Below are 22,357 nucleotides of genomic sequence, written 5' to 3' on the forward strand. Positions count from 1 at the left end.
AGCAGTTCCGAATTGTCCAAATACCGCTGGTACGCGGCCCGCAGAGAATTGATAGGTTGATCGCCATGTCTACCCCTCCCACGACAGTGGTTTCCGAACGGACCGTCACCACACCGCGCTCGGTGCTCGTCACCGGCGGTAACCGCGGAATCGGCTTGGCCGTCGCTCAGCGGCTCGCCGCAGACGGCCACAAGGTAGCCGTCACGCACCGCGGTTCCGGTGTCCCCGAAGGGTTGTTCGGCGTCGTGTGCGACGTCACCGACACCGAGTCGATCGACCGTGCGTTCAAAGAGGTCGAAGCGCACCAGGGGCCGGTCGAGGTCATCGTCGCCAATGCCGGCGTCACCGACGACACACTGATCATGCGAATGAGCGAAGAGCAGTTCACGAGCGTCGTCGACGCGAACCTCACCGGTACGTTCCGCCTCTCGAAGCGTGCGACCCGGTCGATGCTGCGCGCGCGTTTCGGACGGTTCATCTTCCTCGGCTCTGTGGTGGGTCTGGCAGGACAAGCCGGCCAGGTCAACTACGCCGCGTCCAAAGCAGGCATCGTCGGTATCGCTCGTTCCCTGACAAGGGAACTCGGCTCACGTTCGATCACCGCCAACGTCGTCGCTCCCGGGTTCATCGAGACCGACATGACGGCAGCACTGGGCGACGACGTCAAGGACAAGGCCACCGAGTTCATCCCGTTGCAGCGGACCGGAAAGCCGGAAGATGTTGCAGCAGTTGTCAGTTTCCTCGCCTCCGACGATTCGGCCTACGTCTCGGGTGCGGTCATCCCCGTCGACGGTGGACTCGGCATGGGGCACTGACCCGCTTTTCGTACACACACCTTTCTCGTACGTCTGAAATCAGGAGGACATCTCATGGGCGGCTTGCTCGAGGGTAAGACCATTCTTGTCACCGGCATCATCACCGATTCGTCGATCGCGTTCCACGTGGCCAAGGTCGCGCAGGAACAGGGCGCGAAGGTACTGATCACCGGATTCGATCGTCTGCGCCTCATCGATCGCATCGCCCAGCGACTGCCGCAGCCCGTGCCGCCGGCAATCTCGCTCAACGTCCAGAGCTCGGAGGATCTCGCATCTCTCGCCGAGCGTGTGCGCGAGCTGGCTCCCGAGGGTATCGACGGCGTCGTCCACTCGATCGGCTTCGCTCCCCGCTCCTGCCTGGGAAGCCCGTTCATGGACGCGCCGTGGGAAGACGTGGCGGTCGCACTCGAGGTGTCCGCATACTCGTACAGCGCACTGGCCAAGGCCTTGCTGCCGGTGCTCAACGACAACGCGTCCATCGTCGGAATGGACTTCGATCCGGCACGCGCAATGCCCTTCTACAACTGGATGGGTGTCTCCAAGGCAACCCTCGAGGCCGTCAATCGGTACGTGGCCAAAGAAGTCGGCGTCCGCGGCATCCGCTCGAACCTGGTGTCCTCCGGCCCGATCAAGACCCTGGCCGCCAAGGCCATTGCCGGCGACAGCACCGGCCCGGGCGCGGAGTTGGACAAGCTGAACACCGCATGGGACGGTGCTGCGCCCATCGGCTGGGACGTCGACGATCGCGAGCCGGTCGCCAAAACGGTCTGCACCGTTCTCTCGGATTGGTTGCCCGGCACGACCGCGTCGATCATCTACGTCGACGGCGGCTTCCACGCGATGGTCGGCTAGTAACACCCCTTCTACTACGCAGGTGAGTACCCGGGTGACTCCCGCCGAACGGCATCGCGCAAGATTGAACTCATGACCGTAAGTATGGACATGCAGTTCGATGCTCTTCTCGTTTTGTCGTTCGGCGGTCCCGAAAAACCCGAAGACGTACGGCCGTTCCTCGAAAACGTCACGCGCGGTAGGGGAGTGCCACCGGAGCGGCTCGACGCCGTTGTCGAGCACTACATGCATTTCGGTGGAGTTTCGCCCATCAACGCGCTCAACCGAGACCTGATCGAACGGGTCGAAGGTGAGCTGGCAGCAGCCGGCGTGGATTTGCCCGTGTACTTCGGCAACCGCAACTGGCACCCGATGGTCGAAGACACCGTTGCCAAGATGCGCGAGGACGGTGTCCGCAACGCCGCCGTGTTCGCCACGTCGGCGTGGGGTGGTTACTCCGGATGTCGGCAGTACCACGAGGACATCGCCCGTGCCCGTGAGGCGGTCGGTGACGGCGCACCGACGCTGACAAAACTTCGCCAGTACTACGACCATCCGCTGGTCGTCGGCGCGTTCGCCGACGGTGTGCGCGCGGCCCGCGCAGAGTTGCCCGAAGCGACTCGCGATACTGCGCGCCTGGTGTTCACCGCGCATTCGGTACCGAGTGCCGCAGACCGCAATGCAGGGCCGCCGGCAGAGGGCGGAAACCTCTACAGTCGACAGGTCGCCGAGGCCGCGAAGTTGGTTGCCGAGGCCGTCGGCGCCGAGGATTTCGATCTGGTGTGGCAGTCGCGATCAGGCCCGCCGCAGGTTCCGTGGCTGGACCCCGACATCTGTGATCACCTGGATACGTTGTCCGCCAAGGATGTTCGCGCCGTGATCGTGTGCCCCGTCGGTTTCGTCTCCGATCACCTCGAAGTGGTGTGGGACCTGGACACCGAGGCCAAGGACAAGGCAGCCGAACTCGGGATGGATTTCGTTCGGGCAGCAACGCCCGGCCGCGATCAGCGTTTCGCGCAGCTGGTGCCCACGCTCGTTCGGGAACTGGCCGAGGCCGAGCAGCCACTGCGACTGGGGGTCGAGCCGCTGCTCGGCTCGACCACCAACGGTCTCTCGTGTGCGCTCAATTGCTGCGCGGCCGTTCAGCGTCCCCGCTGACGGTCCGGCGCTCAGGTGTTCGGATGCTTGAGCTTTCCGCAGGGCCCGGGAACGGTGGACGTGCTGCGCGAGGTGAGGAGCGTCTCGACGATCTGTCGATCCTCGGGGCTCAGTGACGGGTCGATGTAGTTGAGTTCGGGCGCGCCCAGTTCGCGGACTCGCCCGGCGAGGGTCGCGACAAACGAGACGCGTTCTTCGTCGTCGTCGTTGACGTCGTGGATCTGCAGCACCGACACCGGAAACTTGCGCAGCGTCACAGGCAGGAAGCGGGCGCCGAGAACGTGGTCGACGTTGAATCCCGCCCACTGCCCCTGGTTGGCCTCCACGCATTCGGCATCGGAGTGAATTGCGCTCTCGCCGATGTACTTACGTGCGGGCAGCATCTTCTTGGGGGCAAGTTCGGATGCGCCCTGCTGAAGGACGGGAAAGTCGCCGTCCGAGTACAACCAGGGCTGGTTGGCCATCTTGATCAACCGACCGGCGTCCAGATCCGGGAGATAGCGAGACTTGAGGAGAAACGCGACGCTGTCGACCGAGATGCCCAGCAGTTCTGCGGCCTTCTGTCGGCTCATCGCGAACGTCGGGGCATTCTTCGGGGCGATCTGGATCAAATTGACCATGCGAACTCCTGTAAGTGTTCAATTGTTGCGGGCTTGGTACAGCTGACATGACAATTCGCCGATTATCAACCTCTAGCTGATTTCCGACTTGTAGATGAGTCGGTTGTCACCATCCGAGTTCACGCAACCGGGGATCTCCGATCCCGAAGTGGTGGCCGATTTCGTGGATCACGGTTCGGCGAACTTGCTCGATCACCTCGTCTTCGGTGCTGCAGATCGCACAGATGGCCCTGCGGTAGATCGTGATGCGATCGGGAAGGACGCCGGCGTACGTGGTGGTTCTCTTGGTCAGTGGGATGCCCTGATACAGCCCGAGTAGCCCCGGTCGTCCACCTTCGAGTTGAACGGTCACTGCGACATTGGCCATCTCCGCACCCAATTTCGGTGGCAGGCTGTCGAGCGCCCGCTTGACCATGTCCTCGAACTGGCTGTCGTCCACGTCGATCATCTGCCCATTGTGCGTGCGGGGGCGGGACCCGGGTGTGTCCATGTGGAAACAGTGCAGCTTACGGCTATGTTCATTGCGTGGCCGAAGACCTCTATCACCGTTACGAATTCACATTCATCGTTCAGATGCTGACAGTCTCGCAAGAGCAGGCGATCGAAGAGAGCTTGGGCGGAAGGGTCGAGGACCGACGCGGGCTGCAGCTGCTGACGCTCACCTCGGAAGGTATGCGAGCGGCGACAACGGCTATCACCGTGGTGGACCAGTTGGTGGCTGCAGGCGTGCGTCCCCAGCGGACACATCCCGATCTGGTGTCACGTCAGGACATTGCCGACCGTGCGGGGGTGACGCGGCAAGCTGTCGGGCAGTGGGTGCGAGGGGTCCGGCAGGCGGCTACGCCTTTCCCGATTCCGTACAACTCGGTTGCCGGGGGGATCTGGTTCTGGGGCGACGTCCTGGATTGGTTGCGCCGTCAGGGGTACAGCCAGGACACCGGTTTGCGCTACCCGACGCTGGATGAACATATTCGCATCGACCGCCATATCGCGATCAATCACAAGTCTGTGGGTTGATCGATCAAACGGTTTGCTTGAAAATAGCTATTGAAACAAACCGACGGTAGGTATAAAGTCCCTAAATACCTCAATCAATCTATCGGTGCGTCGGTCCTGCTCTGGGGGGAGTCTGGTCTGCGCTGCAGATACCCGAGCATGCGAGCAGGAATTCATGGTTTCGACCCCCGAAGTGCGACCGATGCCCAAATCGGCCGCGCTCACGACTTCTGTGGCTATTTCCAGCGATGGAGCAACGGCGAAGCTACGTGAAGGTGTATCGGGCAGGGGCCGTCTGCGAGCGGCGACGGCGGCGCTGTTCCGGCGCTCACGCCCACGTACGACTTCCGCGCCACCGTTGAGCGTGCTTCTTCTCGTCACCTCCGACAACGGTCTCTCGCAGCGGGCCGGTCTTGTTCTTCGCGAGGCGGGACACCAAGTCCGTACAGCCGTCGTCGCCGACGCGGACGCAGTGCTGGCCGCGACTTCTTCGGGAGATTTTGACCTCGTCATCTGCCCGTTCTTGAAAGCCTATGTCCCGGAATCTGTTTGGCAGCGGTGGACAACGATCATCATCCATCCCGGCCCGCCCGGAGATCGCGGGCCGTCGTCGCTGGACTGGGCGATAACGGATGGCGAACCGATCTGGGGTGTCACGGCATTGCAGGCCGCTGAGGAACTCGACGCCGGGCCGGTGTGGGCCTGGCGGACGTTCGAACTCCGGAACGGGGCAACCAAATCCTCGGTATACAACGAGGAAGTCACCGACGCGGCGATGGAGTGCATTACGGAGGTCGTCGAACATTTCCGGACTCCTGACTTCCAGGCGATCCCATCGGACCTAGTTGCGCGGCCCGTGGCTTCGACCCGATCGAGGCCCAGCATGAAACAGGCCGATCGCGTTTTCAGCTGGGAGCAAGACGCGTCGAGCATCGTCCGCGCCGTCAACGCCGCCGACGGGTTTCCCGGCGTCGCCGTTCAGTTGGGGCTCGACCGGGTCTACGTCTACGACGCTCACCTCGATACCCACGTCGATGCAGCGCCCGGCACCATCGTCGAGTACTTCCACCAGGCAATACGTGTTGCCACCGGTGCGGGCTCCGTTTGGATCGGACATGCGCGGCTCGTCGGCGCCGGCAATGTCAAACTTCCGTCGACCGCGGTCGTACGTCCGGACGTGTTCGTTCCACAGGTCTGGGAGAGTCGTTACCCCGAGACCGACTATCACCGCGACGGCGAAATCGGATATCTCTCGTTCCGCTTCTACAACGGTGCGATGAGTACGAAGCAATGCGCGCGACTGACCTCCAGGCTCCGCTGGGCGATCGCGCAGGACACCAAGATCCTTGTCCTGACGGGTGACTACGACAGATTCAGCAACGGTATCCACCTCAACGTCATCGAGGCCGCGTCGGATCAAGCCGGAGAAGCGTGGGCCAACATCAAAGCCATCAACGAGATCGCGAAAGCGATCGTCACCTGTACGGAACAGGTTGTGGTGGCGGCATTCACAGGCAACGCCGGTGCCGGCGGGGTCATGCTCCCGCTTGGAGCCGACGTAGTCGTGGCCAGGGACGGTGTGGTTCTCAATCCTCATTACGCCACGATGGGCCTGTTCGGCTCGGAACTGCACACGTACACACTTCCGGCTCGGGTCGGCGAGCAGCAGGCCCGCAGTCTGCTGGCCGAGTGCAGTGCGATCGGCATCCGTCGAGCCTTGGACATCGGACTTGTCGACGCGATCGGCCCCAGGCGGCCGGATCTGTTCGAGGCGTGGTTGCGCGAGGTCGCCACCGACTTGCTCGAAGGAGATCGGCTGGAATCGATGCTGGAGTGCAAACGTCTTCGACTGGAACGTGATCCGGTGGAGCCCTACGAGGAGCGTGAGCTCGAAGAGATGAAGATCGACATGTTCGGTGACCGCAACGGGTTTGCCGAGAAACGCCGGAACTTCGTGCTCAAGCTCTGATCGACACGCTGTTCGCCGACGCGACACGGGCAGTGCGAACAACGTCCCACAGTCGTCGCAGCAGGTCGTCACGCCTCTGCGCAGTAGACACGCTCGGGGCCTGATTGGTCGATACCGACGCAGCCACGGTGAGAATGGCTGCCACGTTGTCGGCGGTGTCGATCACCTGCAAATGCCGAGGTGACAGTGTCGACGGCCAGCGATGTCCGGCCTGTGCCTGCAGGGCTTCGGCGACCAGCGTGCGAGCGTCGTTTCCAGGCATTCCGGTGGCTACGGTCGGAAGCCCGCCGAGCACCTCGGCTGCGTCCCGAACAGCTTGGCGCAGTTCGTATTCGGCTTCGCGGAGTCCGATCGATTCGGCGCTGCCCGCCACAGTGGGAATGGAGAAGACCGTCCATCGCAGGACGTCCGGGCCTTCCTTCGACGGCACGAGTCCGACTCCCGGCTTGCCGACGGCGCCGATCTGTAACCCTTCACCCGTTGCGATCGCAGCGCGCGCGAACTCGGTCCCGGTGGGCAGACCACGTACATCACCGGCCGTAGGAAGGACCAGGCGGACCTCGGCAGCCTCCGAGCGTGCGATTCTGAGCAGGGTGGGCACACCGGAAGCCGTGACTCCCGGCCATTCGAGATCGTGGCGGACCGCGGTTTCCGCATCGGCGGCGCCGATCAGGTGCATCGGTGCCCACGCGGCAAGGGCGTCGATGACGTCGTCCGGCGCAGCGTCGCCGGCGAGCCATGACGCTGCCCACACGGTGAGGGTTGCGCTGGGAGAACTCATGACCGTGAAGTTTAGTTCGGCGTGGCGACATGCGCGGCCCCGGCGTTGTGACCTAGCGTGAACCGGCGTGAGCGGTGGCAACGGATACGGTGACATTTTTGCGGGTCATACCCGCAAACAGAAGCGCGTGACGCCTGAAGTGGCGGCCGAGCGTGATCTTGTCGTCGAGGATGCGGCGACGGGATTCTGCGGTGCGGTAGTCGGTTTCGAGCGCACGTACGACGGCGATTTCGTGCGGCTCGAGGACGGTCGTTCCCGGACGCGGTTGTTCGCGATGCGCGAGGCGGCCTTCCTCATCGACGGCTCACCGGTCACCCTCGTACGCCCGGCCCCCAAGCCCGTGTCCACCAAACCCGCACGGTCGGCTTCGGGTTCGACCCGAGTCGAAGGCTTACGTGCACGCACGGCACTGCCCAGCCGGATCTGGGTGGAGGGAGTACACGATGCTGCCCTCGTCGAGCGGGTGTGGGGCCATGACCTTCGCGTCGAAGGTGTTGTCGTCGAACATCTCGAAGGGCTCGACAATCTGGGGGAGCGGCTTGCCGAATTCGGGCCGGGCCCCGGCCGCCGTGTCGGTGTCCTCGTCGACCACCTGGTCACCGGTTCCAAGGAAACCCAACTGACTCAGGGCCTCGGCCCGAACGTGTTGGTGACCGGACATCCGTACATCGACGTGTGGGAGGCCGTTCGTCCCAAATCTGTCGGAATCGCCTCCTGGCCGAAGATTCCACGCGGCGAGGATTGGAAGACGGGAATCTGCCGCGAACTGGGCTGGGGGACACCTCAGGAGGGCTGGCGGCGGGTCTACAACTCGGTCGAGAGCTTCCGCGATCTGGAAGCTCCCTTGATCGGTGCCGTCGAACAACTTGTCGATTTCGTTACCGAGCCGAACTGACGTAGCGGCGGCCTGGGTCACACATTCTGGTTAGATGGTGTTGTGGCTGCACTTATTTGGCTGATCGGAGCACTGGTGCTCGCCGGGGCCGAAGCGCTGGTGGGGGATTTCTTCCTGCTGATGCTCGCCGGTGGGGCGCTCGCTACTGCCGGTGTCAGTGCTGTCACCGACTTCCCGGTGTGGGTCGACGCCGTCATGTTCGGAGTGTTCTCCGCCGCCCTCGTCCTGGGCGTGCGACCGATCATGTTGCGTCGCTTCGGTAGTCCGCCGCCGACCCCGACCGGAATACAGGCACTCGAAGGTAAGCACGCTCTGGTTCTGGAAGAAGTGGGCGAGCATTCCGGGCAGGTCAAGTTGGACGGCGAGGTGTGGACTGCCAGGCCGTACGACACCACCGAGGTGTACCCGCCGGGCACCAAGGTGACGGTGATGGAAATCAACGGCGCAACAGCAGTCGTCTGGAGGGGACCTTAATGGCAGCACTCATAGTGCTCGGTGTGTTGGTGCTATTCGTGATCTTGGTGGTCGCGAAGTCGGTAGCACTGGTACCGCAGGCAGAAGCCGCGGTGATCGAGCGGCTCGGTAGGTATTCGAAGACGGTGTCCGGGCAGCTCACGTTCTTGATCCCGTTCGCCGATCGTGTGCGCGCCAAGGTGGATCTTCGTGAGCGGGTGGTCTCCTTCCCACCGCAGCCGGTGATCACCCAGGACAACCTGACACTGTCCATCGACACGGTGGTGTACTTCCAGGTCACCAATCCGCAAGCTGCGGTGTACGAGATCAGCAACTACATCGCTGCCGTCGAGCAGTTGGCAACCACCACGCTGCGAAACGTCGTCGGCGGAATGACCCTCGAAGAGACGCTTACCTCGCGTGATTCCATCAACGGTCAGCTTCGTGGTGTCCTCGACGAGGCGACTGGTCGCTGGGGCCTGCGAGTGGCCCGCGTCGAGCTCAAGAGCATCGATCCGCCGCCCTCGATCCAGGAGTCGATGGAAAAGCAGATGAAGGCGGACCGCGAGAAGCGCGCGATGATTCTGACGGCTGAAGGTCACCGCGAATCCGCTATCAAGACCGCCGAGGGTGCCAAGCAGAGCCAGATTCTTTCTGCCGAGGGAAACAAGCAGGCCTCGATCCTGAACGCCGAGGGTGAGCGCCAGTCCCAGATCCTTCGCGCTCAAGGTGACCGCGCGGCCAAGTACTTGCAGGCTCAAGGCGAGGCCAAGGCCATCGAGAAGGTTTTTGCTGCCATCAAGTCCGGTAAGCCGACTCCGGAATTGCTTGCATACCAGTATCTTCAGACGTTGCCGCAGATGGCGCAAGGCGATGCGAACAAGGTGTGGCTCGTACCCAGCGACTTCGGTGACGCGCTGAAGGGATTTGCCAAAACGCTTGGCGCGCAAGGGCAGGATGGCGTTTTCCGGTACGAGCCGCCGGCCGCCGAAGAGAATCTTCCCAATCCTGAGGACGATTCAGCCGAGGTGGCGGAGTGGTTCGAGACCAAATCCGATCCGGCTATCGCGGAAGCAGTGCGCGCTGCTGAAGTTGCTGCACGCACACCGGTCGAAGACCCGGCAGCTGCGGTCAGGCACCGCCGTGAGAGTGCGCCCGAGCAGCCTGGATTCGTAGATCCCGCGTTGCCACAGCAGGGCGAAAATCCTTGGCCGGGTCAGTTGCCGCTGCCGCCCGAGCGTGAAGATTTCCAGCAGAAGTACCCGTACCAGGGGCAGCCGCCCGAGGGTGGCCAGCGCCAGTAGACGCCTCTCGTAGCGAACGTTGATCGGGACGGGCACTCATCACCTACGTGATGAGTGCCCGTCCCGTTCCGCATACGGCGATCGCCCAGAGGACACTGACGAAGGTTCCCATGATGAACTGCTCGGACGCATGAGGTTCGCGAAGTTCCGGGTACCGCGCGAGCCCCTTGACTGCCAAGACGATCGCGATGCCTTCCGGCCAGGTTGCGAGAATCGATGCCGCCACCGCGAGCCGTTCGAGGATGCCGATCACACGTCCGCCGCGAAGAGGTCCGGCGTCCGGTGCCGGGCTCCCGTCCGGTTGGCGACGAGCGATCTTGAAGGTGGCAAGTACCAACGGTGCACCGGCCGTGGCGGCGGCAAGTACGCACAGGACAAGCGTCGCCCCGAGAGCGAAACCGGTGACCGGGGTCGTTCGGGTCGATGCCAGTGCGGCAACACCCAGCGCCGGAAGAGCCACCACGGACGACGCCCATTCGGGGACTTCGAGTCGACCACGACTGAGCGGTCCCAGTGCCGCTGCAACTGCTGGTGCCGCGGCGGCGACGGCGAGCGCGATCAACGCCAGAACGACCATGTATTCGAGCCCCCTGCTGTGTCGACGAGTTTGTACCGGTGCGAGCGTGAGCAGTCTAGGGCTGGAGTCTGACCAAAAGTCGTTCTGCGAGTCTGCGCCCGGCGAGTTCTGCGTGCCACCCGGCTGTCAGGAGTCGCTTGGACATGGCCTGTTTGGTGATTCCGAGGTGGGCCGCTGCGCTGACCTGAGTGAGTCCGCTGTCCATCAGGGCGATGGCTTCGCGTCCGTCCTTCGTCTGTCTCGTGACGATCGTTCCGAGCAAGGTGAACGCGGCATCGACATCTGCGGCGAGTTCGTCGCGTGAGCTATCCGCCGGCGCCTGTTCGACGGCAATTCTGGCCGGAGCTCGCTTGGCTCGCTCGACGGCGATCCGAGCAGCTTCGAATGCCGGTCCGCGTCCGGCCCGGGTCTGCCGTGGGAGAGGCTGCTCGACGGGACCGATCCCGATCCCGACACTCCAGTGCTCGCGCCGAATCAGCTCGAGTGCGACGAGGACGAGTAGCGCCGGATCGTCGGTCACCGCTTGAATCTCGTCGCCCGCTGTGCGCTCGAACGGCCGCAGGAGCCTGCGATCGGCCATGTCGTCGATGATGTCCCCGACGCGGTCGACATCCCGTCGGCTACCTCGCTGATCCACCGTCAGTACAAACATTAGTCAATGCTAGATAGTTGACTTTCAATAGTCAATCGTTTTGGGTTGACTCAATCAAATCAACCTCTTGGGGTTGACCGTTGTCAACGATGGTTTCGCCCGGTGAAGGCTGACGGCGAGCGTCGAACACCAGACCGGCGATGCCGATCGCAATGCAGATCCCGGACAGAATCAGGAGACGAGGATCGGCTTCGCCGGAGAGCGCATCGCCCAGAACGACAATCCCAACAGTGCCGGGCAAGATGCCGACGACGGTGGCAAGGATGTAGGGCACGATCCGGATCGACGAAATGCCGCAGCAGTAGTTCACCACCGAGAAGGGGACAAACGCGATCAAGCGCAGAGAGCCGACGGCCAGCCACCCCCGCTTTTCGATCCGCTCGTCCACCCGCCGGATCGTCGGACTCGAAATCCGTTGCCACACGACGTCGCGGCCGATGGCGCGGACCAGGTAGAGGGCCAGAACGGCGCTCACAGTCGTTGCCGCCACGGTAAGAGCGATGCCGGTCACCGAGCCGAAAAGAACCCCCGCGCTGAGCGTGAAGACGGTGCGCGGGAACGGCGCGACGGTGACTATCGAATGAACCAGGAAGAACACGAGGGGAAACGCCGGGCCAACCGAGTCCGCCCACTCTCGCACCTGGGACACCGTGGGATGTGGGGCGAGGAGGGCTGCGAGGAACAAAGCGAGCACTACCAGGACTATTGCGATCAATCTTCGGTCCAGCAGGCGTCCCATCACAGGTCACAAGGCTACCTGCGAACGGTGAACCGGGCCGACTGCCGACCCGCAATCGTGAGTCGAACATCGCCACGGGGGCGGGAAAGCGACGTGCTCCAGGCGACAATGAAACGGCGCTGTGACGAAAACCACTAGGCTTTCGGAGTGGCCTTCACCTGCAGTCCCGGCCAGTGAAACGAACTCGCGGGTAACCCGCAAACATGCTGAACAATCGCTAGGTAAGGGCCGGTTACACGTGCACGAACGACCGAATCCGCACGTCGCCCGGCCGGTCGGAAAGTGGCCACGAACAGCCCTGTGAAGAACATGACGTGATCCTCACGATATCTGGGCTCAACCGCGGGTTAGCATCACAGAACTAACGAACAAATCCGATTATCGGTAAAGCGCTCACGCAAAAAATGAGAGGGAGCGGACACAGTGTCATTAGCTTCAGAAGCCGAGGCTGTCGAGCAGGCGTACGCGGAGTGGCAGCGCTCCGTAGCCGGTGTGCTCGCCAAGTCCCGCAGAGTCGATGCGGCAGAACTGGGCCCCGAGCCACAGAAACTGCTCGAAACCGTCACCTACGACGGTGTCACTGTCGCACCGCTCTACAGCCCACGCGACGAGCGTCCCGAGCAGAGCTTGCCGGGCACGTTTCCGTACGTGCGTGGCGTCGACGCTCACCGTGATGTCAATGCCGGTTGGTTGGTTTCCGCTGCATTCGGAACCGCCTCGGCGGCCGAGACCAATCGCGCCATCCTGGACGCCCTCGAAAACGGAGTCAGCGCACTCTGGTTGAAGGTGGGCGCCGACGGCGTTCCGGTCACCGACCTCGCCGCTGCGCTCGAGGGCGTGCTTCTCGACCTCGCACCGCTCACGCTCGATGCAGGCGCAGCGACAAACGATGCAGCCCGAGCACTCTTCTCACTCCTCGATGCACGCAGCGAAGCCGGCGACGGTGTCAGCGATCGCAGCAGTATCCGAGTTCACCTCGGTGCAGCACCGCTGACCAGTTCGTTCTCCGGCGCAGCCGACGTCGAATTTGCAGGCGCAGTCGAGTTGGCCGCCCTCGCCGCCGCTCGTGCGGAAACCGTGCACGCGATCACCGTGGACGGCACGGCCTTTCACAACGCGGGTGCCGGCGACGCCGAAGAACTCGGAGCCGCAATCGCCGCCGGCCTCGAGTACCTCCGTGCACTCACCGCCCAGAGCGGCCTGACCATCGGTGCTGCGTTGTCGCAGTTGGCTTTCCGCTACGCGGCAACCGACGATCAGTTCCAGACCATCGCGAAGTTCCGCGCCGCACGTCTCGTATGGGCACGCATCGCCCAGGTCTGCGGAGCTTCCGATTTTGGTGGAGCGCCGCAGCACGCAGTCACCTCCGCCGCGATGATGGCTCAGCGTGATCCCTGGGTGAACATGCTGCGCACGACCCTCGCTGCATTCGGCGCCGGCGTCGGCGGAGCAGATGCAGTGACTGTTCTTCCGTTCGACGTCGCCCTGGCCGACGGCACCCTCGGTGTCAGCAAGTCCTTCTCCTCGCGCATCGCGCGCAACACACAGCTGCTCCTGCTCGAGGAGTCGCACCTGGGCCGTGTCCTCGATCCGTCGGCCGGGTCTTGGTACGTCGAGGACCTGACACAGCAGATCGCCGCCACCGCGTGGGAGTTCTTCCAGGAAATCGAAGCAGCCGGCGGATATCTGGCGGCACTCGAAGCGGGAATCGTCTCCGGTCGCATCGCCGCTACCAAGGCCAAGCGCGACTCCGACATCGCACACCGCAAGACCACGGTCACCGGTGTCAACGAGTTCCCGAACCTCGGCGAAACGCCGCTGTCCGCCGAAGCCGTCGAGCCCGGCCAGTCCGTCGCCCGCTACGCAGCTGCATTCGAAGCGCTTCGTGACCGTTCGGACGCGTTCCTCGCCGCCGGCGGCGCCCGTCCCACTGCGCTTCTCGCGCCGCTGGGCTCGGTTGCAGAACACAACGTGCGCACCACGTTTGCGTCCAACCTGCTCGCTTCGGGTGGTATCGACGCAGTCAACCCCGGCCCGCTCGAGGTGGGCGCCGAGGCCATCTCCGCTGCAGTCAAGGCTTCCGGTGCCACCGTCGCCGTGCTGTGCGGCACGGACAAGCGCTACGGCGAGAGCGCCGCAGCGGCCGTCGCCGAACTTCGCGCCGCCGGCATCACCAAGGTGCTGCTCGCAGGACCGGAGAAGGCAGTCGCCGACGCGACCGGCGATTCTCGCCCGGACGGATTCCTCACCGCCCGCATCGACGCAGTGTCGGCTCTGACCGAACTGCTCGACTTCATCGAGACGGGAAGCTCCAAGTGACGACACGAGAGGTCAAGCACGTGATCGGCAGTTTCGCCGAGGTCCCACTCGAGGACCCGCAGTCTCCGGCACCCACACCGCCGTCGGTCGAGCAGGCCCAGGCGCTCATCGAAGAGGGCGCCAACGCCAACAACTACGCCGCCGAGCAGGTTGTCTGGTCCACCCCCGAAGGCATCGACGTCAAGCCGGTGTACACCGGTGCGGACCGCACGGCCGCCGCCGAGTCGGGTTACCCGCTCGACAGCTTCCCGGGCGCAGCGCCGTTCCTGCGTGGTCCGTACCCGACCATGTACGTGAACCAGCCGTGGACCATTCGCCAGTACGCCGGATTCTCCACTGCCGCGGAGTCGAATGCGTTCTACCGTCGTAACCTCGCGGCCGGTCAGATGGGTCTCTCGGTCGCCTTCGACCTCGCCACACACCGCGGCTACGACTCCGATCATCCTCGCGTTGCCGGTGACGTCGGAATGGCCGGTGTCGCAATCGATTCCATCCTCGACATGCGTCAGCTCTTCGACGGAATCGACCTCTCGCAGGTCTCGGTCTCGATGACGATGAACGGCGCCGTGCTGCCGATTCTCGCGCTGTACGTCGCTGCGGCAGGCGAGCAAGGTGTCACTCCGGACAAGCTGGCCGGAACGATCCAGAACGACATCCTCAAAGAGTTCATGGTTCGTAACACCTACATCTATCCGCCGAAGCCCTCGATGCGGATCATCTCGGACATCTTCGCGTATTCCAGCGCGGAAATGCCGAAGTACAACTCCATCTCCATCTCGGGCTACCACATCCAGGAAGCCGGAGCGACGGCCGATCTGGAACTGGCGTACACCCTCGCCGACGGCGTCGAGTACATCCGCGCCGGCCTCGACGCCGGTATGGACATCGACAAGTTCGCACCTCGCCTGTCCTTCTTCTGGGCCATCGGCATGAACTTCTTCATGGAGGTCGCCAAGCTCCGCGCCGGACGCCTCCTGTGGGCCGAGCTTGTCGCCAAGTTCGACCCCAAGAGCGCGAAGTCGCTCTCGCTGCGTACCCACTCGCAGACCTCCGGCTGGTCCCTGACCGCGCAGGACGTCTTCAACAACGTGCCGCGTACCTGCGTCGAAGCCATGGCTGCCACCCAGGGCCACACCCAGTCCTTGCACACCAACGCACTCGACGAAGCGATCGCATTGCCGACGGACTTCTCCGCCCGCATCGCCCGTAACACCCAGTTGCTGCTGCAGCAGGAATCCGGCACAGTGCGTCCCATCGACCCGTGGGGTGGCTCGTACTACGTCGAGTGGCTCACCAACGAACTCGCCAACCGGGCTCGTAAGCACATCGAAGAGGTCGAGGAAGCCGGCGGAATGGCTCAGGCCATCAACGAAGGCATCCCGAAGCTGCGCATCGAGGAAGCTGCCGCCCGCACCCAGGCACGCATCGACTCCGGTCGGCAGCCGCTCGTCGGCGTCAACAAGTACGTTCCCGACGAGGTCGACACCATCGAAGTTCTCAAGGTCGAGAACTCCAAGGTCCGCAAGGAACAGCTCGAGAAGTTGGTTCGCCTTCGCGCGGAACGTGATCCGGAAGCCGTCGAGGCCGCACTGGCGAACCTCACTCGCGCTGCCGCATCCACCGAAGGCGGCATGGAGAACAACCTCCTCGCCCTCGCTGTCGTCGCCGCCCGCGCGATGGCTACCGTCGGCGAGATTTCCGACGCCCTCGAAAAGGTGTACGGACGCCACCAGGCCGAGATCCGCACCATCAGTGGTGTGTACCGCGACGAGGCAGGAACGGTGAGCAACATCAGCAAGGCGATGGAACTGGTCGAGAAGTTCGCCGAGGACGAGGGACGTCGTCCCCGCATCCTCGTCGCGAAGATGGGCCAGGACGGTCACGACCGTGGCCAGAAGGTCATCTCCACCGCCTTCGCGGACATCGGATTCGACGTCGACGTCGGACCGCTGTTCCAGACCCCCGAAGAGGTCGCCAATCAGGCGGCCGACAACGACGTCCACGTAGTCGGTGTGTCGTCGTTGGCAGCCGGTCACCTCACCTTGGTGCCGGCGCTGCGGGAGGCTTTGGCTGCGGCCGGTCGTCCCGACATCATGATCGTCGTCGGCGGCGTCATTCCGCCCGGTGACTTCGACGAACTCTACGAGGCCGGCGCTGCTGCCATCTTCCCGCCCGGCACCGTCATCGCCGACGCTGCCAGCGGATTGTTGGAGAAGCTCTCCGCCCAACTGGGTCACGACAACAGCTGAGAAGGGGGTCACTGAAGATGGCACGTCAGCCCATCGACATTGATTCCCTCGCCGAGGCGGTGCGCGGAAATCAGCGTGCCGGCCTCGCTCGGGCGATCACCCTCGTCGAGTCCACCCGCGACGACCACCGGGCCCTCGCGCAGCAACTTCTACTGAAGTTGCTGCCGGAGGCCGGGGGAGCGCACCGGATCGGCATCACCGGCGTTCCCGGCGTCGGCAAGTCGACCTTCATCGACGCGCTCGGAATGTACTTGCTGGGCAAGGGACATCGGGTTGCGGTGTTGGCGGTCGATCCGTCGTCCACCCGCACCGGCGGCTCGATTCTCGGCGACAAGACACGCATGGCTCGGCTCACCGTCGAACCGAATGCGTACATCCGGCCGTCACCGACGTCCGGCACGCTCGGTGGTGTTGCCAAGGCAACCCGCGAGACCATCGTGCTTCTCGAAGCTGCCGGTTTCGACGTCATCCTGGTGGAAACGGTGGGTGTCGGCCAGTCCGAAGTCACTGTTGCCAACATGGTGGACTGCTTCACGTTCCTGACCCTCGCTCGTACCGGTGATCAGCTCCAGGGCATCAAGAAGGGTGTCCTCGAGCTCGCAGATCTGGTGGCGGTCAACAAGGCCGATGGCAAGCATGAGCGCGAGGCAAAGGGCGCTGCCCGTGAATTGGCGGGTGCGCTTCGCCTGATCTACCCGCACGACGCCATCTGGAAGCCGCCCGTCATCACGATGAGCGGTCTCGAAGGTGTCGGGCTGGACGAGTTCTGGGGAACTGTCACCAAACACCGTGAGGTGCTCACCGAAGCGGGACAGTTCGAGGAGAAGCGTCGCAAGCAACAGGTCGATTGGACCTGGACGATGGTCAACGATCAGCTGCTACGCAGGCTCTCGAGCAACGATCGGGTGCGTGCGATCCGGGCCGACGTCGAGCAGAGCGTGCGTGACGGTTCGCTGACGGCAGCGTTGGCGGCGGGGCGAATTCTCGACGCGTTCGACGGAAGCAACTAGCGCGGAAAGAACAAAATCCCGGGTATCCGAGCGCGGATACCCGGGATTTCTTCTGTGACGAGCTATCGTTCGCGTTTGACTGCAGGCTCGGTGAGTTCGGTCTCGACAGCGAGTTCGACTCCCGTGAAATCGCCTTCTGCCTCGGCCGGGGTGAGAGTGGACCGCTTCCACGCGTAGAACAGCAGCGCTGCCCACGCGCCGAGAATGGTCAGGTAACCGGCCACTGTGACCGCCCCGGTGATGTCGAAGGATTTGAACAGCTTCTGTGCGTTGGTCAACACGATGACGCCGCCCACCGCCGTTCCGAGCAAGGTTGCAGGTACGCGGCTGACCAGCCACGCCGCGAACGGAGCTGCGATGACACCGCCGAGCGCGAGACCGGCGACAACGAGGAGGTTTCCCGCCGACTCACGTCCCAATCCGACAAGGAATCCCAGCGACGCGGCTGACGCGACCAGAAACTCCGAGGCACTGACCGAGCCGATCACGGTGCGCGGCGCGGTCTTTCCTCGTGAGAGCAGCGTGCTGGTGGTGATCGGACCCCAACCACCACCGCCGGATGCATCGATGAAACCACCGAACAGGCCGAGTGGGGACAGGAAACGTGCAGTGTGCGGGGTGGTACGAGCGTCTGCGACGGCCGGTGGGCGGACCGAAAAGCGTAGTGCCACATAGATACCGATGGCCAGCAGGATCGTCGCCGTGATGGGGACTGCCGCTTCGGTGGACAGACCCGAGAGCACAGTTGCGCCGATGAATGCACCGACTGCGCCGGGCACACCGAGCTTGGCGACGAGCTTCCAGTCGATGTTCTTGAACTTCCAATGCGACACACCCGAAGCGAGGGTGGTGCCGACCTCGGCCAGGTGAACAGCGGCGCTGGCCTGAGCCGGACCGAGGCCACCGATCATCAACAGAGTGGTTGCGGTGACACCGAAGGCCATACCGAGGGCGCCGTCGACGAGCTGGGCGCCGACGCCGACAAGGGTGAACAAAAGAAGATTGAACATGAGAAGACAGACTCCGAGCGAAGAAGCGACAAAGTCAGGGGTGCAGGCAGCGAGAAATCGCCGCTCAGCAACACGCCTGATCGAAGCATGCGCTACGACGAGTGGGCCAGAACGCCATCAATCCGAGCGCAAATGCCGGGGAGGCATCGTGGCTGGAAATCTGCACGTCAGGTCCTTTGTTCTCGTTCGTTGGTGTTCTGTCCATGCGAGCATAGCCGGTGCCCGGCTCGGTCAACTCACGACGCGGGCATAATTTCCCACTCGGTGGACAAGTCGATCGAAGAATTCCGCCGGATCGGTGCTGACCGCGATATCCGCGTTGGGCTCACGCTTCCAGTGCCCGACCCAGTCCGCAACCGTCGTTCCGATCAGCAGTGGGCTCTCGGTTTCGACATCTACCGTTGCCGGTTTCAGCGTCGCCAGGCTCGGATCGAGCGCGACGGCAGCAGCGAAGGGATCATGCATGTGAGCAAGAAATCCCTGGTCGTATTCACGATGGAATTCCATGTAGAACCGGATTGCGTCGGACATATGCCTGATCACGCTGTTGGACGCGGAACTGCGGACGTCGGGACCGTCGTCAGGCGAGATGATCTCTTCCGGGGTGCTCCCGGCAGCTTCGGCGAGCCGACGCACATGTTCGGGGAACATCTCGATGGATTCGGTGACGTTGAGGCCGCAGATGATCGGGCGCCGGTGCGCGGGTACGACGGAGAACGCGTCGAACACCTCCTTGGCGGCGTGCGGATCCACCGAGACGTTCCACTCCGCGGTCGGCGTCGTGTTGCCCGGATAGTTGAACGACCCACCCATCACTACCAGTCGCTTCAGCAGAGACGGCAGATCGGGTTCACGTCTGATCGCCAAGGCCAGGTTGGTGAGCGGCCCCGTCACCAGCCCGGTGAGTTGTCCGGGGTACTCCCGGACGAGATCCACCCAGAGGTCGGTGGCGGTTCGGACCGAGCGCTTGCGACCCGAATCGGGGAGGACCGCATGGCCGATTCCTTGCGGACCGTGAGTCTCCTCGGTGGTGCGCAACGGTATGACCAATGGCTCGCGGGCGCCGAGTGCAACCTCGATGTTCGGGGCGCCGCAGAGCGCAAGCCAGTTCAAGTTGTTGGCCGCGACCTGTTCCACCGGAACGTTGCCGGCGGTGCTCGCAATCCCCAGTATCTCGGCTTCGGGGCTGGCAAGGAGATAGAGAAGCGCCAACGAGTCGTCGATACCGGTGTCGACGTCGACGATGAGCTTGTGCATGTCACTCATCGGTGGCCACCAGGATCGTCGGGGAATGCAGGACGGGGAAGTTCACCGACCGAGCGATGAAGCACTTCGTGTGTGCGGGGCCGTGAAGCTCCTGGGCCTTCTCGACCATCGACGCCTCCGCGACCAACACCGTCGGATTCAACGTCACTTCGATGAACTGGCCGCCGCCATCGGATTCCTCGATCATGCTGCCGACCGGCTGATCGCTGTAGTCGAGAACGACGACCCCAGCGGCAGCTGCCAGACCGAGGTACCAGAGCATGTGGCACTGGGCGAGGGAGGCAACGAGCAGTTCCTCGGGGTTCCATCGCTGCGCGTCACCGCGGAACGAGGGATCGGAGCTGCCGAGAAGTTCCGGCTTTCCGACCGCGGATATTGCATGATTGCGCGAATATCCCTGCGTGCTGGACGTTCCGGTTCCCAGATCGCCCGTCCACTGAAGGTCGAGTGTGTAGGTATGTGACTTCACAGGTCCATCTTGCCCTGAATGTGCCGGTCCCTCAGTGTGCCCACTCCGCGCGATCCGATCCCCACGGATGCGCCGGTTCGGGGTAGTCCTCGAACTCTGCCAGCGCGGGTCGTGCGGTGGTCACGTCGGCATGGTTGACAACAACATTCAGGCCGGGAGCGGTCGGCAGACCGGGATGGACGGTTCGGCCGGGTGCGTCGAGAAGACGGGCGCCGGTGCTGGCCAATGACACGTCGACATCGCGGCCACCGCCGTCCTGCGAGCGCAGCGTCAACGCGTCGAGGATCCCCGCTGCCAAGAAGTATCCGGTCGAGTGGTCGAGTGCCTGCGCCGGAAGTGCACCAGGGTTCTCACCGCCCTCGAGAAACGAAATGCCGGACGCGGCCTGCACGATGCTGTCGAAGCCACGGCGATTCGCCCACGGACCTTCCCATCCCCATGCGCTGACGCGCCCGTGAATCAGGTGGGCGGGAAGATCTTGCCCGATGAGCGCTTCGAGTGCACCCGGCCGGTAGCCGGTGACCAGTACGTCTGCGGTTTCGAGGAGTTCTCGGAACGCTGTCGCTCCCGCCGAGGACTTCAGGTCGAGAAGCGCCGACCGCTTGCCCTGTCCACTGTCGAGGTGCTGCCATCCGATCTCAGGGATCGCCGGGGGATCGATCCGCAGAACGTCAGCGCCGACCAACGCCAGGGCGCGCGTCGCGACCGGACCGGCGATGACGCGGGTCAGGTCGAGAACGCGTGGGCGCGTCGGATGCGTGCGGGGTTTTCCCTCGTCGCGTGCTCGGATGGATACCAGAGGCGCAGACCTCGCAGCTGCGCACTGCTCACTCAGGCGCCACTCGGTCTCGGTACGAACACGGACCGCGATGGCTCCGATCTCGGCGGCCTGCTGCTCGATCTCGATGGCGCTGAGTTCGGATATCCGTTGCGCCACTGCATCTTTGGGTGATCCGTGATCGAGCTCGAGGACGGCGAGCAGGCGGTCGCGATGGTGCGGATAGTTGCCGTGCGTGCGGACCCAACCGTCGCGGGCGGCAAAGAACCCCGAGTGCTCGGAGAACCCGTTGATCGGCTCGCCGCCGATCCGGAACAGTCGATCGCTCGAGAAGGACGCGGCGATGCGCTCGGGATCGAGGGTCCAGTGTCCGTCGCCCGGGCCGGTTGACCGATGAATCGCCGAGGCGAACGCCGCTACCGAGCCCGCAGCGAGGTCGAACACCGGCAAGTGCGCCGCAAGGAAACCCGCCGAGTCCGGGCATTCGATGTGCCCGCGTCGGTCGTCGGTGTGCACCCCGACGTCACGCTGGTATTCGTCGAGATAGAACCCGTACCCGTGATCCATGCGACGCCTTTCGGCAGTTCAGTGGCCGAGAAGCTCCCGGCACTTCTCTGCCAGCGTATCGCGGAGCGGCGCAGCACGATCCGCCAACTGTTGTTGCTGACGCACGTATTCGGCGCGGCCCGCGGGAGTTTCGATACGAATGGGGGAGTACCCGTACTCGGCAAGGTCGTATGGGCTCGCGCGCATGTCGAGTTCACGGGCCAGGAGCGCGTGTTCGAAGCACCGCATCACCAGGTCGGAATCGACGAGTGGCAACAATTTGAAGCTCCACTTGTACAGGTCCATACCGGCGTGCAGGCAGCCCGGCTGTTCGTGATCGATCTGAGTTTCGCGTGCAAGCGGGAGCGAGTTCTTGGGGGCCGCGTCCGGTGTGAAGAACCGGAACGCGTCGTAGTGCGTGCATTTGAGTGGCAGGGATTCGACGACCGCGTCGGTACCGGCGAACCCGAGTCGCAGCGGCACCGACTGGTGACGGATTGCGTCCTCGCCCCCGCGATAGACCATCGCCCATTCGTGGAGGCCGAAGCAACCCAGCACAGCGGGCCGCGCAGACGTCTGATTCAACAGATTCCACACGAATTCGACTGTGTGACGCCGACGCTCCAGCACTGAGGCCTCGACCGTCGCGGTACCCGACTCGTCGACGCGGTAGCCGGAGAAGGCTGCGTATTCGGCGGCGTTCTCGAGCGCGACTCCGTACCCGGGGTGCCAGCGGCGCAGTTGGGCGGGTTTGAAGTTGTAGTACGTGAAGAGGAAGTCGTGCACCGGGTGAGAGATACCGGCGCTACGACGCGCTCGGTGCGGCTCGACGAGCTTCTCCACCTCCTCGAGGTGAAGCGCCCGCCGAGCCGTCCACTCGCTCTGCGCGAGTGCGAGTGAATGCACCGAACGTGTCATCG

General features: G+C 63.7%; 22 protein-coding genes. 11 read left to right on the plus strand and 11 right to left on the minus strand.

What is annotated here, in order from left to right:
- The first annotated feature begins 65 nt into the window (after positions 1-65).
- From fabG1 to RA302_RS14575, 3 genes are all read left to right on the plus strand, one after another.
- Complete coding sequence (fabG1, locus tag RA302_RS14565; protein WP_007727875.1) at positions 66-815, plus strand: 3-oxoacyl-ACP reductase FabG1; 750 nt, start codon at positions 66-68, stop codon at positions 813-815.
- Between the two features lie 54 nt (positions 816-869).
- A complete protein-coding gene (gene inhA, locus RA302_RS14570) occupies positions 870-1,667 on the plus strand; it encodes an NADH-dependent enoyl-ACP reductase InhA (RefSeq protein WP_003944803.1) in 798 nt (265 codons plus the stop codon).
- Positions 1,668-1,739: 72 nt separating this feature from the next.
- A complete protein-coding gene (locus RA302_RS14575) occupies positions 1,740-2,804 on the plus strand; it encodes a ferrochelatase (RefSeq protein WP_030536392.1) in 1,065 nt (354 codons plus the stop codon).
- Between the two features lie 11 nt (positions 2,805-2,815).
- Here RA302_RS14575 and RA302_RS14580 read toward each other — a convergent pair whose 3' ends face one another.
- Both RA302_RS14580 and RA302_RS14585 read right to left on the minus strand, forming a co-directional pair.
- On the minus strand, positions 2,816-3,424 hold the full coding sequence (locus tag RA302_RS14580) for a transcriptional regulator (RefSeq protein WP_007727873.1): 609 nt from the start codon (positions 3,422-3,424) through the stop codon (positions 2,816-2,818).
- A gap of 106 nt (positions 3,425-3,530) precedes the next feature.
- Positions 3,531-3,872, minus strand: coding sequence for a metallopeptidase family protein (locus RA302_RS14585; RefSeq protein ID WP_003944783.1), 342 nt, complete (start codon positions 3,870-3,872; stop codon positions 3,531-3,533).
- A gap of 77 nt (positions 3,873-3,949) precedes the next feature.
- Here RA302_RS14585 and RA302_RS14590 point away from each other — a divergent pair, with 77 nt between their 5' ends.
- On the plus strand, positions 3,950-4,441 hold the full coding sequence (locus tag RA302_RS14590; protein WP_030536391.1) for a hypothetical protein: 492 nt from the start codon (positions 3,950-3,952) through the stop codon (positions 4,439-4,441).
- Between the two features lie 154 nt (positions 4,442-4,595).
- Positions 4,596-6,389 (plus strand): enoyl-CoA hydratase-related protein, encoded by a 1,794-nt coding sequence (locus RA302_RS14595; protein WP_070162291.1) that lies wholly within the window; start codon positions 4,596-4,598, stop codon positions 6,387-6,389.
- Here the strand turns inward: RA302_RS14595 and RA302_RS14600 are convergent.
- Positions 6,379-7,170 carry a hypothetical protein gene (locus RA302_RS14600; RefSeq protein ID WP_030536389.1) on the minus strand — a complete coding sequence of 264 codons (792 nt, stop codon included), beginning with the start codon at positions 7,168-7,170 and terminating at the stop codon, positions 6,379-6,381. The two genes, RA302_RS14595 and RA302_RS14600, sit on opposite strands and share 11 nt — an antisense overlap.
- Before the next feature lie 67 nt (positions 7,171-7,237).
- Between RA302_RS14600 and RA302_RS14605 the strand changes: the two genes are divergently transcribed.
- The 3 genes from RA302_RS14605 to RA302_RS14615 are packed head-to-tail and all read left to right on the plus strand — an operon-like array spanning position 7,238 to position 9,822.
- Positions 7,238-8,065, plus strand: a complete 828-nt coding sequence (locus tag RA302_RS14605; RefSeq protein ID WP_030536388.1) for a DUF3097 domain-containing protein — start codon at positions 7,238-7,240, stop codon at positions 8,063-8,065.
- A gap of 42 nt (positions 8,066-8,107) precedes the next feature.
- The gene (locus tag RA302_RS14610; RefSeq protein WP_003944877.1) at positions 8,108-8,539 is read left to right on the plus strand and encodes an NfeD family protein; all 432 of its coding nucleotides are present in this window, start codon (positions 8,108-8,110) and stop codon (positions 8,537-8,539) included.
- Positions 8,539-9,822, plus strand: coding sequence for an SPFH domain-containing protein (locus RA302_RS14615; RefSeq protein ID WP_030536387.1), 1,284 nt, complete (start codon positions 8,539-8,541; stop codon positions 9,820-9,822). The genes RA302_RS14610 and RA302_RS14615 overlap by 1 nt, the downstream gene beginning before the upstream one ends.
- 43 nt (positions 9,823-9,865) lie before the next feature.
- Here the strand turns inward: RA302_RS14615 and RA302_RS14620 are convergent, their stop codons facing one another.
- From RA302_RS14620 to RA302_RS14630, 3 genes are read right to left on the minus strand one after another with little or no spacing between them, the layout of a single operon-like run.
- Positions 9,866-10,399, minus strand: a complete 534-nt coding sequence (locus RA302_RS14620; protein ID WP_003944797.1) for a hypothetical protein — start codon at positions 10,397-10,399, stop codon at positions 9,866-9,868.
- Positions 10,400-10,454: 55 nt separating this feature from the next.
- On the minus strand, positions 10,455-11,051 hold the full coding sequence (locus tag RA302_RS14625) for a hypothetical protein (protein ID WP_003944858.1): 597 nt from the start codon (positions 11,049-11,051) through the stop codon (positions 10,455-10,457).
- Positions 11,052-11,082: 31 nt separating this feature from the next.
- Positions 11,083-11,793, minus strand: coding sequence for a TVP38/TMEM64 family protein (locus tag RA302_RS14630; RefSeq protein ID WP_003944944.1), 711 nt, complete (start codon positions 11,791-11,793; stop codon positions 11,083-11,085).
- Between the two features lie 420 nt (positions 11,794-12,213).
- On the opposite strand from RA302_RS14630, the gene mutA reads away from it, so the two are divergent.
- The 3 genes from mutA to meaB are packed head-to-tail and all read left to right on the plus strand — an operon-like array spanning position 12,214 to position 17,368.
- Entirely contained in the window at positions 12,214-14,109 is a 1,896-nt protein-coding gene (gene mutA, locus RA302_RS14635) for a methylmalonyl-CoA mutase small subunit (protein WP_030536386.1), read from the plus strand.
- Positions 14,106-16,358, plus strand: coding sequence for a methylmalonyl-CoA mutase (gene scpA, locus RA302_RS14640; protein ID WP_030536385.1), 2,253 nt, complete (start codon positions 14,106-14,108; stop codon positions 16,356-16,358). The genes mutA and scpA overlap by 4 nt, the downstream gene beginning before the upstream one ends.
- Positions 16,359-16,375: 17 nt before the next feature.
- A complete protein-coding gene (meaB, locus tag RA302_RS14645) occupies positions 16,376-17,368 on the plus strand; it encodes a methylmalonyl Co-A mutase-associated GTPase MeaB (protein ID WP_003945003.1) in 993 nt (330 codons plus the stop codon).
- 62 nt (positions 17,369-17,430) lie between these two features.
- Here the strand turns inward: meaB and RA302_RS14650 are convergent, their stop codons facing one another.
- The 5 genes from RA302_RS14650 to RA302_RS14670 all read right to left on the minus strand — a co-directional run bounded on the left by RA302_RS14650 (position 17,431) and on the right by RA302_RS14670 (position 22,355).
- Positions 17,431-18,378, minus strand: a complete 948-nt coding sequence (locus RA302_RS14650; RefSeq protein ID WP_007727818.1) for a sulfite exporter TauE/SafE family protein — start codon at positions 18,376-18,378, stop codon at positions 17,431-17,433.
- A 231-nt stretch (positions 18,379-18,609) separates the two neighbouring features.
- Entirely contained in the window at positions 18,610-19,644 is a 1,035-nt protein-coding gene (locus RA302_RS14655; RefSeq protein WP_338481160.1) for a nucleoside hydrolase, read from the minus strand.
- Entirely contained in the window at positions 19,637-20,113 is a 477-nt protein-coding gene (locus RA302_RS14660) for an OsmC family protein (RefSeq protein WP_007727816.1), read from the minus strand. Before RA302_RS14660 ends, RA302_RS14655 begins: the two co-directional genes overlap by 8 nt.
- Positions 20,114-20,144: 31 nt before the next feature.
- Positions 20,145-21,458: a CoA transferase gene (locus RA302_RS14665; RefSeq protein WP_030536383.1), complete on the minus strand. Its 1,314-nt coding sequence runs from the start codon at positions 21,456-21,458 to the stop codon at positions 20,145-20,147.
- Positions 21,459-21,476: 18 nt separating this feature from the next.
- A complete protein-coding gene (locus RA302_RS14670) occupies positions 21,477-22,355 on the minus strand; it encodes a hypothetical protein (protein WP_030536382.1) in 879 nt (292 codons plus the stop codon).
- Between the last annotated feature and the right edge of the window lie 2 nt (positions 22,356-22,357).

Origin of the sequence: Rhodococcus sp. DN22 (assembly GCF_036669995.1) — a bacterium.
GTDB lineage: Bacteria > Actinomycetota > Actinomycetes > Mycobacteriales > Mycobacteriaceae > Rhodococcus_F > Rhodococcus_F erythropolis.

Excerpts from the sequence above, each read along its gene's own strand:
- fabG1 (WP_007727875.1), top strand. The coding sequence starts at position 66 with ATGTCTACCCCTCCCACGACAGTGGTTTCCGAACGGACCGTCACCACA.
- inhA (WP_003944803.1), top strand. The coding sequence starts at position 870 with ATGGGCGGCTTGCTCGAGGGTAAGACCATTCTTGTCACCGGCATCATC.
- RA302_RS14575 (WP_030536392.1), top strand. The coding sequence starts at position 1,740 with ATGACCGTAAGTATGGACATGCAGTTCGATGCTCTTCTCGTTTTGTCG.
- RA302_RS14580 (WP_007727873.1), bottom strand. The coding sequence starts at position 3,424 with ATGGTCAATTTGATCCAGATCGCCCCGAAGAATGCCCCGACGTTCGCG.
- RA302_RS14585 (WP_003944783.1), bottom strand. The coding sequence starts at position 3,872 with ATGATCGACGTGGACGACAGCCAGTTCGAGGACATGGTCAAGCGGGCG.
- RA302_RS14595 (WP_070162291.1), top strand. The coding sequence starts at position 4,596 with ATGGTTTCGACCCCCGAAGTGCGACCGATGCCCAAATCGGCCGCGCTC.
- RA302_RS14600 (WP_030536389.1), bottom strand. The coding sequence starts at position 7,170 with ATGAGTTCTCCCAGCGCAACCCTCACCGTGTGGGCAGCGTCATGGCTC.
- RA302_RS14615 (WP_030536387.1), top strand. The coding sequence starts at position 8,539 with ATGGCAGCACTCATAGTGCTCGGTGTGTTGGTGCTATTCGTGATCTTG.
- RA302_RS14620 (WP_003944797.1), bottom strand. The coding sequence starts at position 10,399 with ATGGTCGTTCTGGCGTTGATCGCGCTCGCCGTCGCCGCCGCGGCACCA.
- RA302_RS14625 (WP_003944858.1), bottom strand. The coding sequence starts at position 11,051 with ATGTTTGTACTGACGGTGGATCAGCGAGGTAGCCGACGGGATGTCGAC.
- meaB (WP_003945003.1), top strand. The coding sequence starts at position 16,376 with ATGGCACGTCAGCCCATCGACATTGATTCCCTCGCCGAGGCGGTGCGC.
- RA302_RS14650 (WP_007727818.1), bottom strand. The coding sequence starts at position 18,378 with ATGTTCAATCTTCTTTTGTTCACCCTTGTCGGCGTCGGCGCCCAGCTC.
- RA302_RS14655 (WP_338481160.1), bottom strand. The coding sequence starts at position 19,644 with ATGAGTGACATGCACAAGCTCATCGTCGACGTCGACACCGGTATCGAC.
- RA302_RS14665 (WP_030536383.1), bottom strand. The coding sequence starts at position 21,458 with ATGGATCACGGGTACGGGTTCTATCTCGACGAATACCAGCGTGACGTC.
- RA302_RS14670 (WP_030536382.1), bottom strand. The coding sequence starts at position 22,355 with ATGACACGTTCGGTGCATTCACTCGCACTCGCGCAGAGCGAGTGGACG.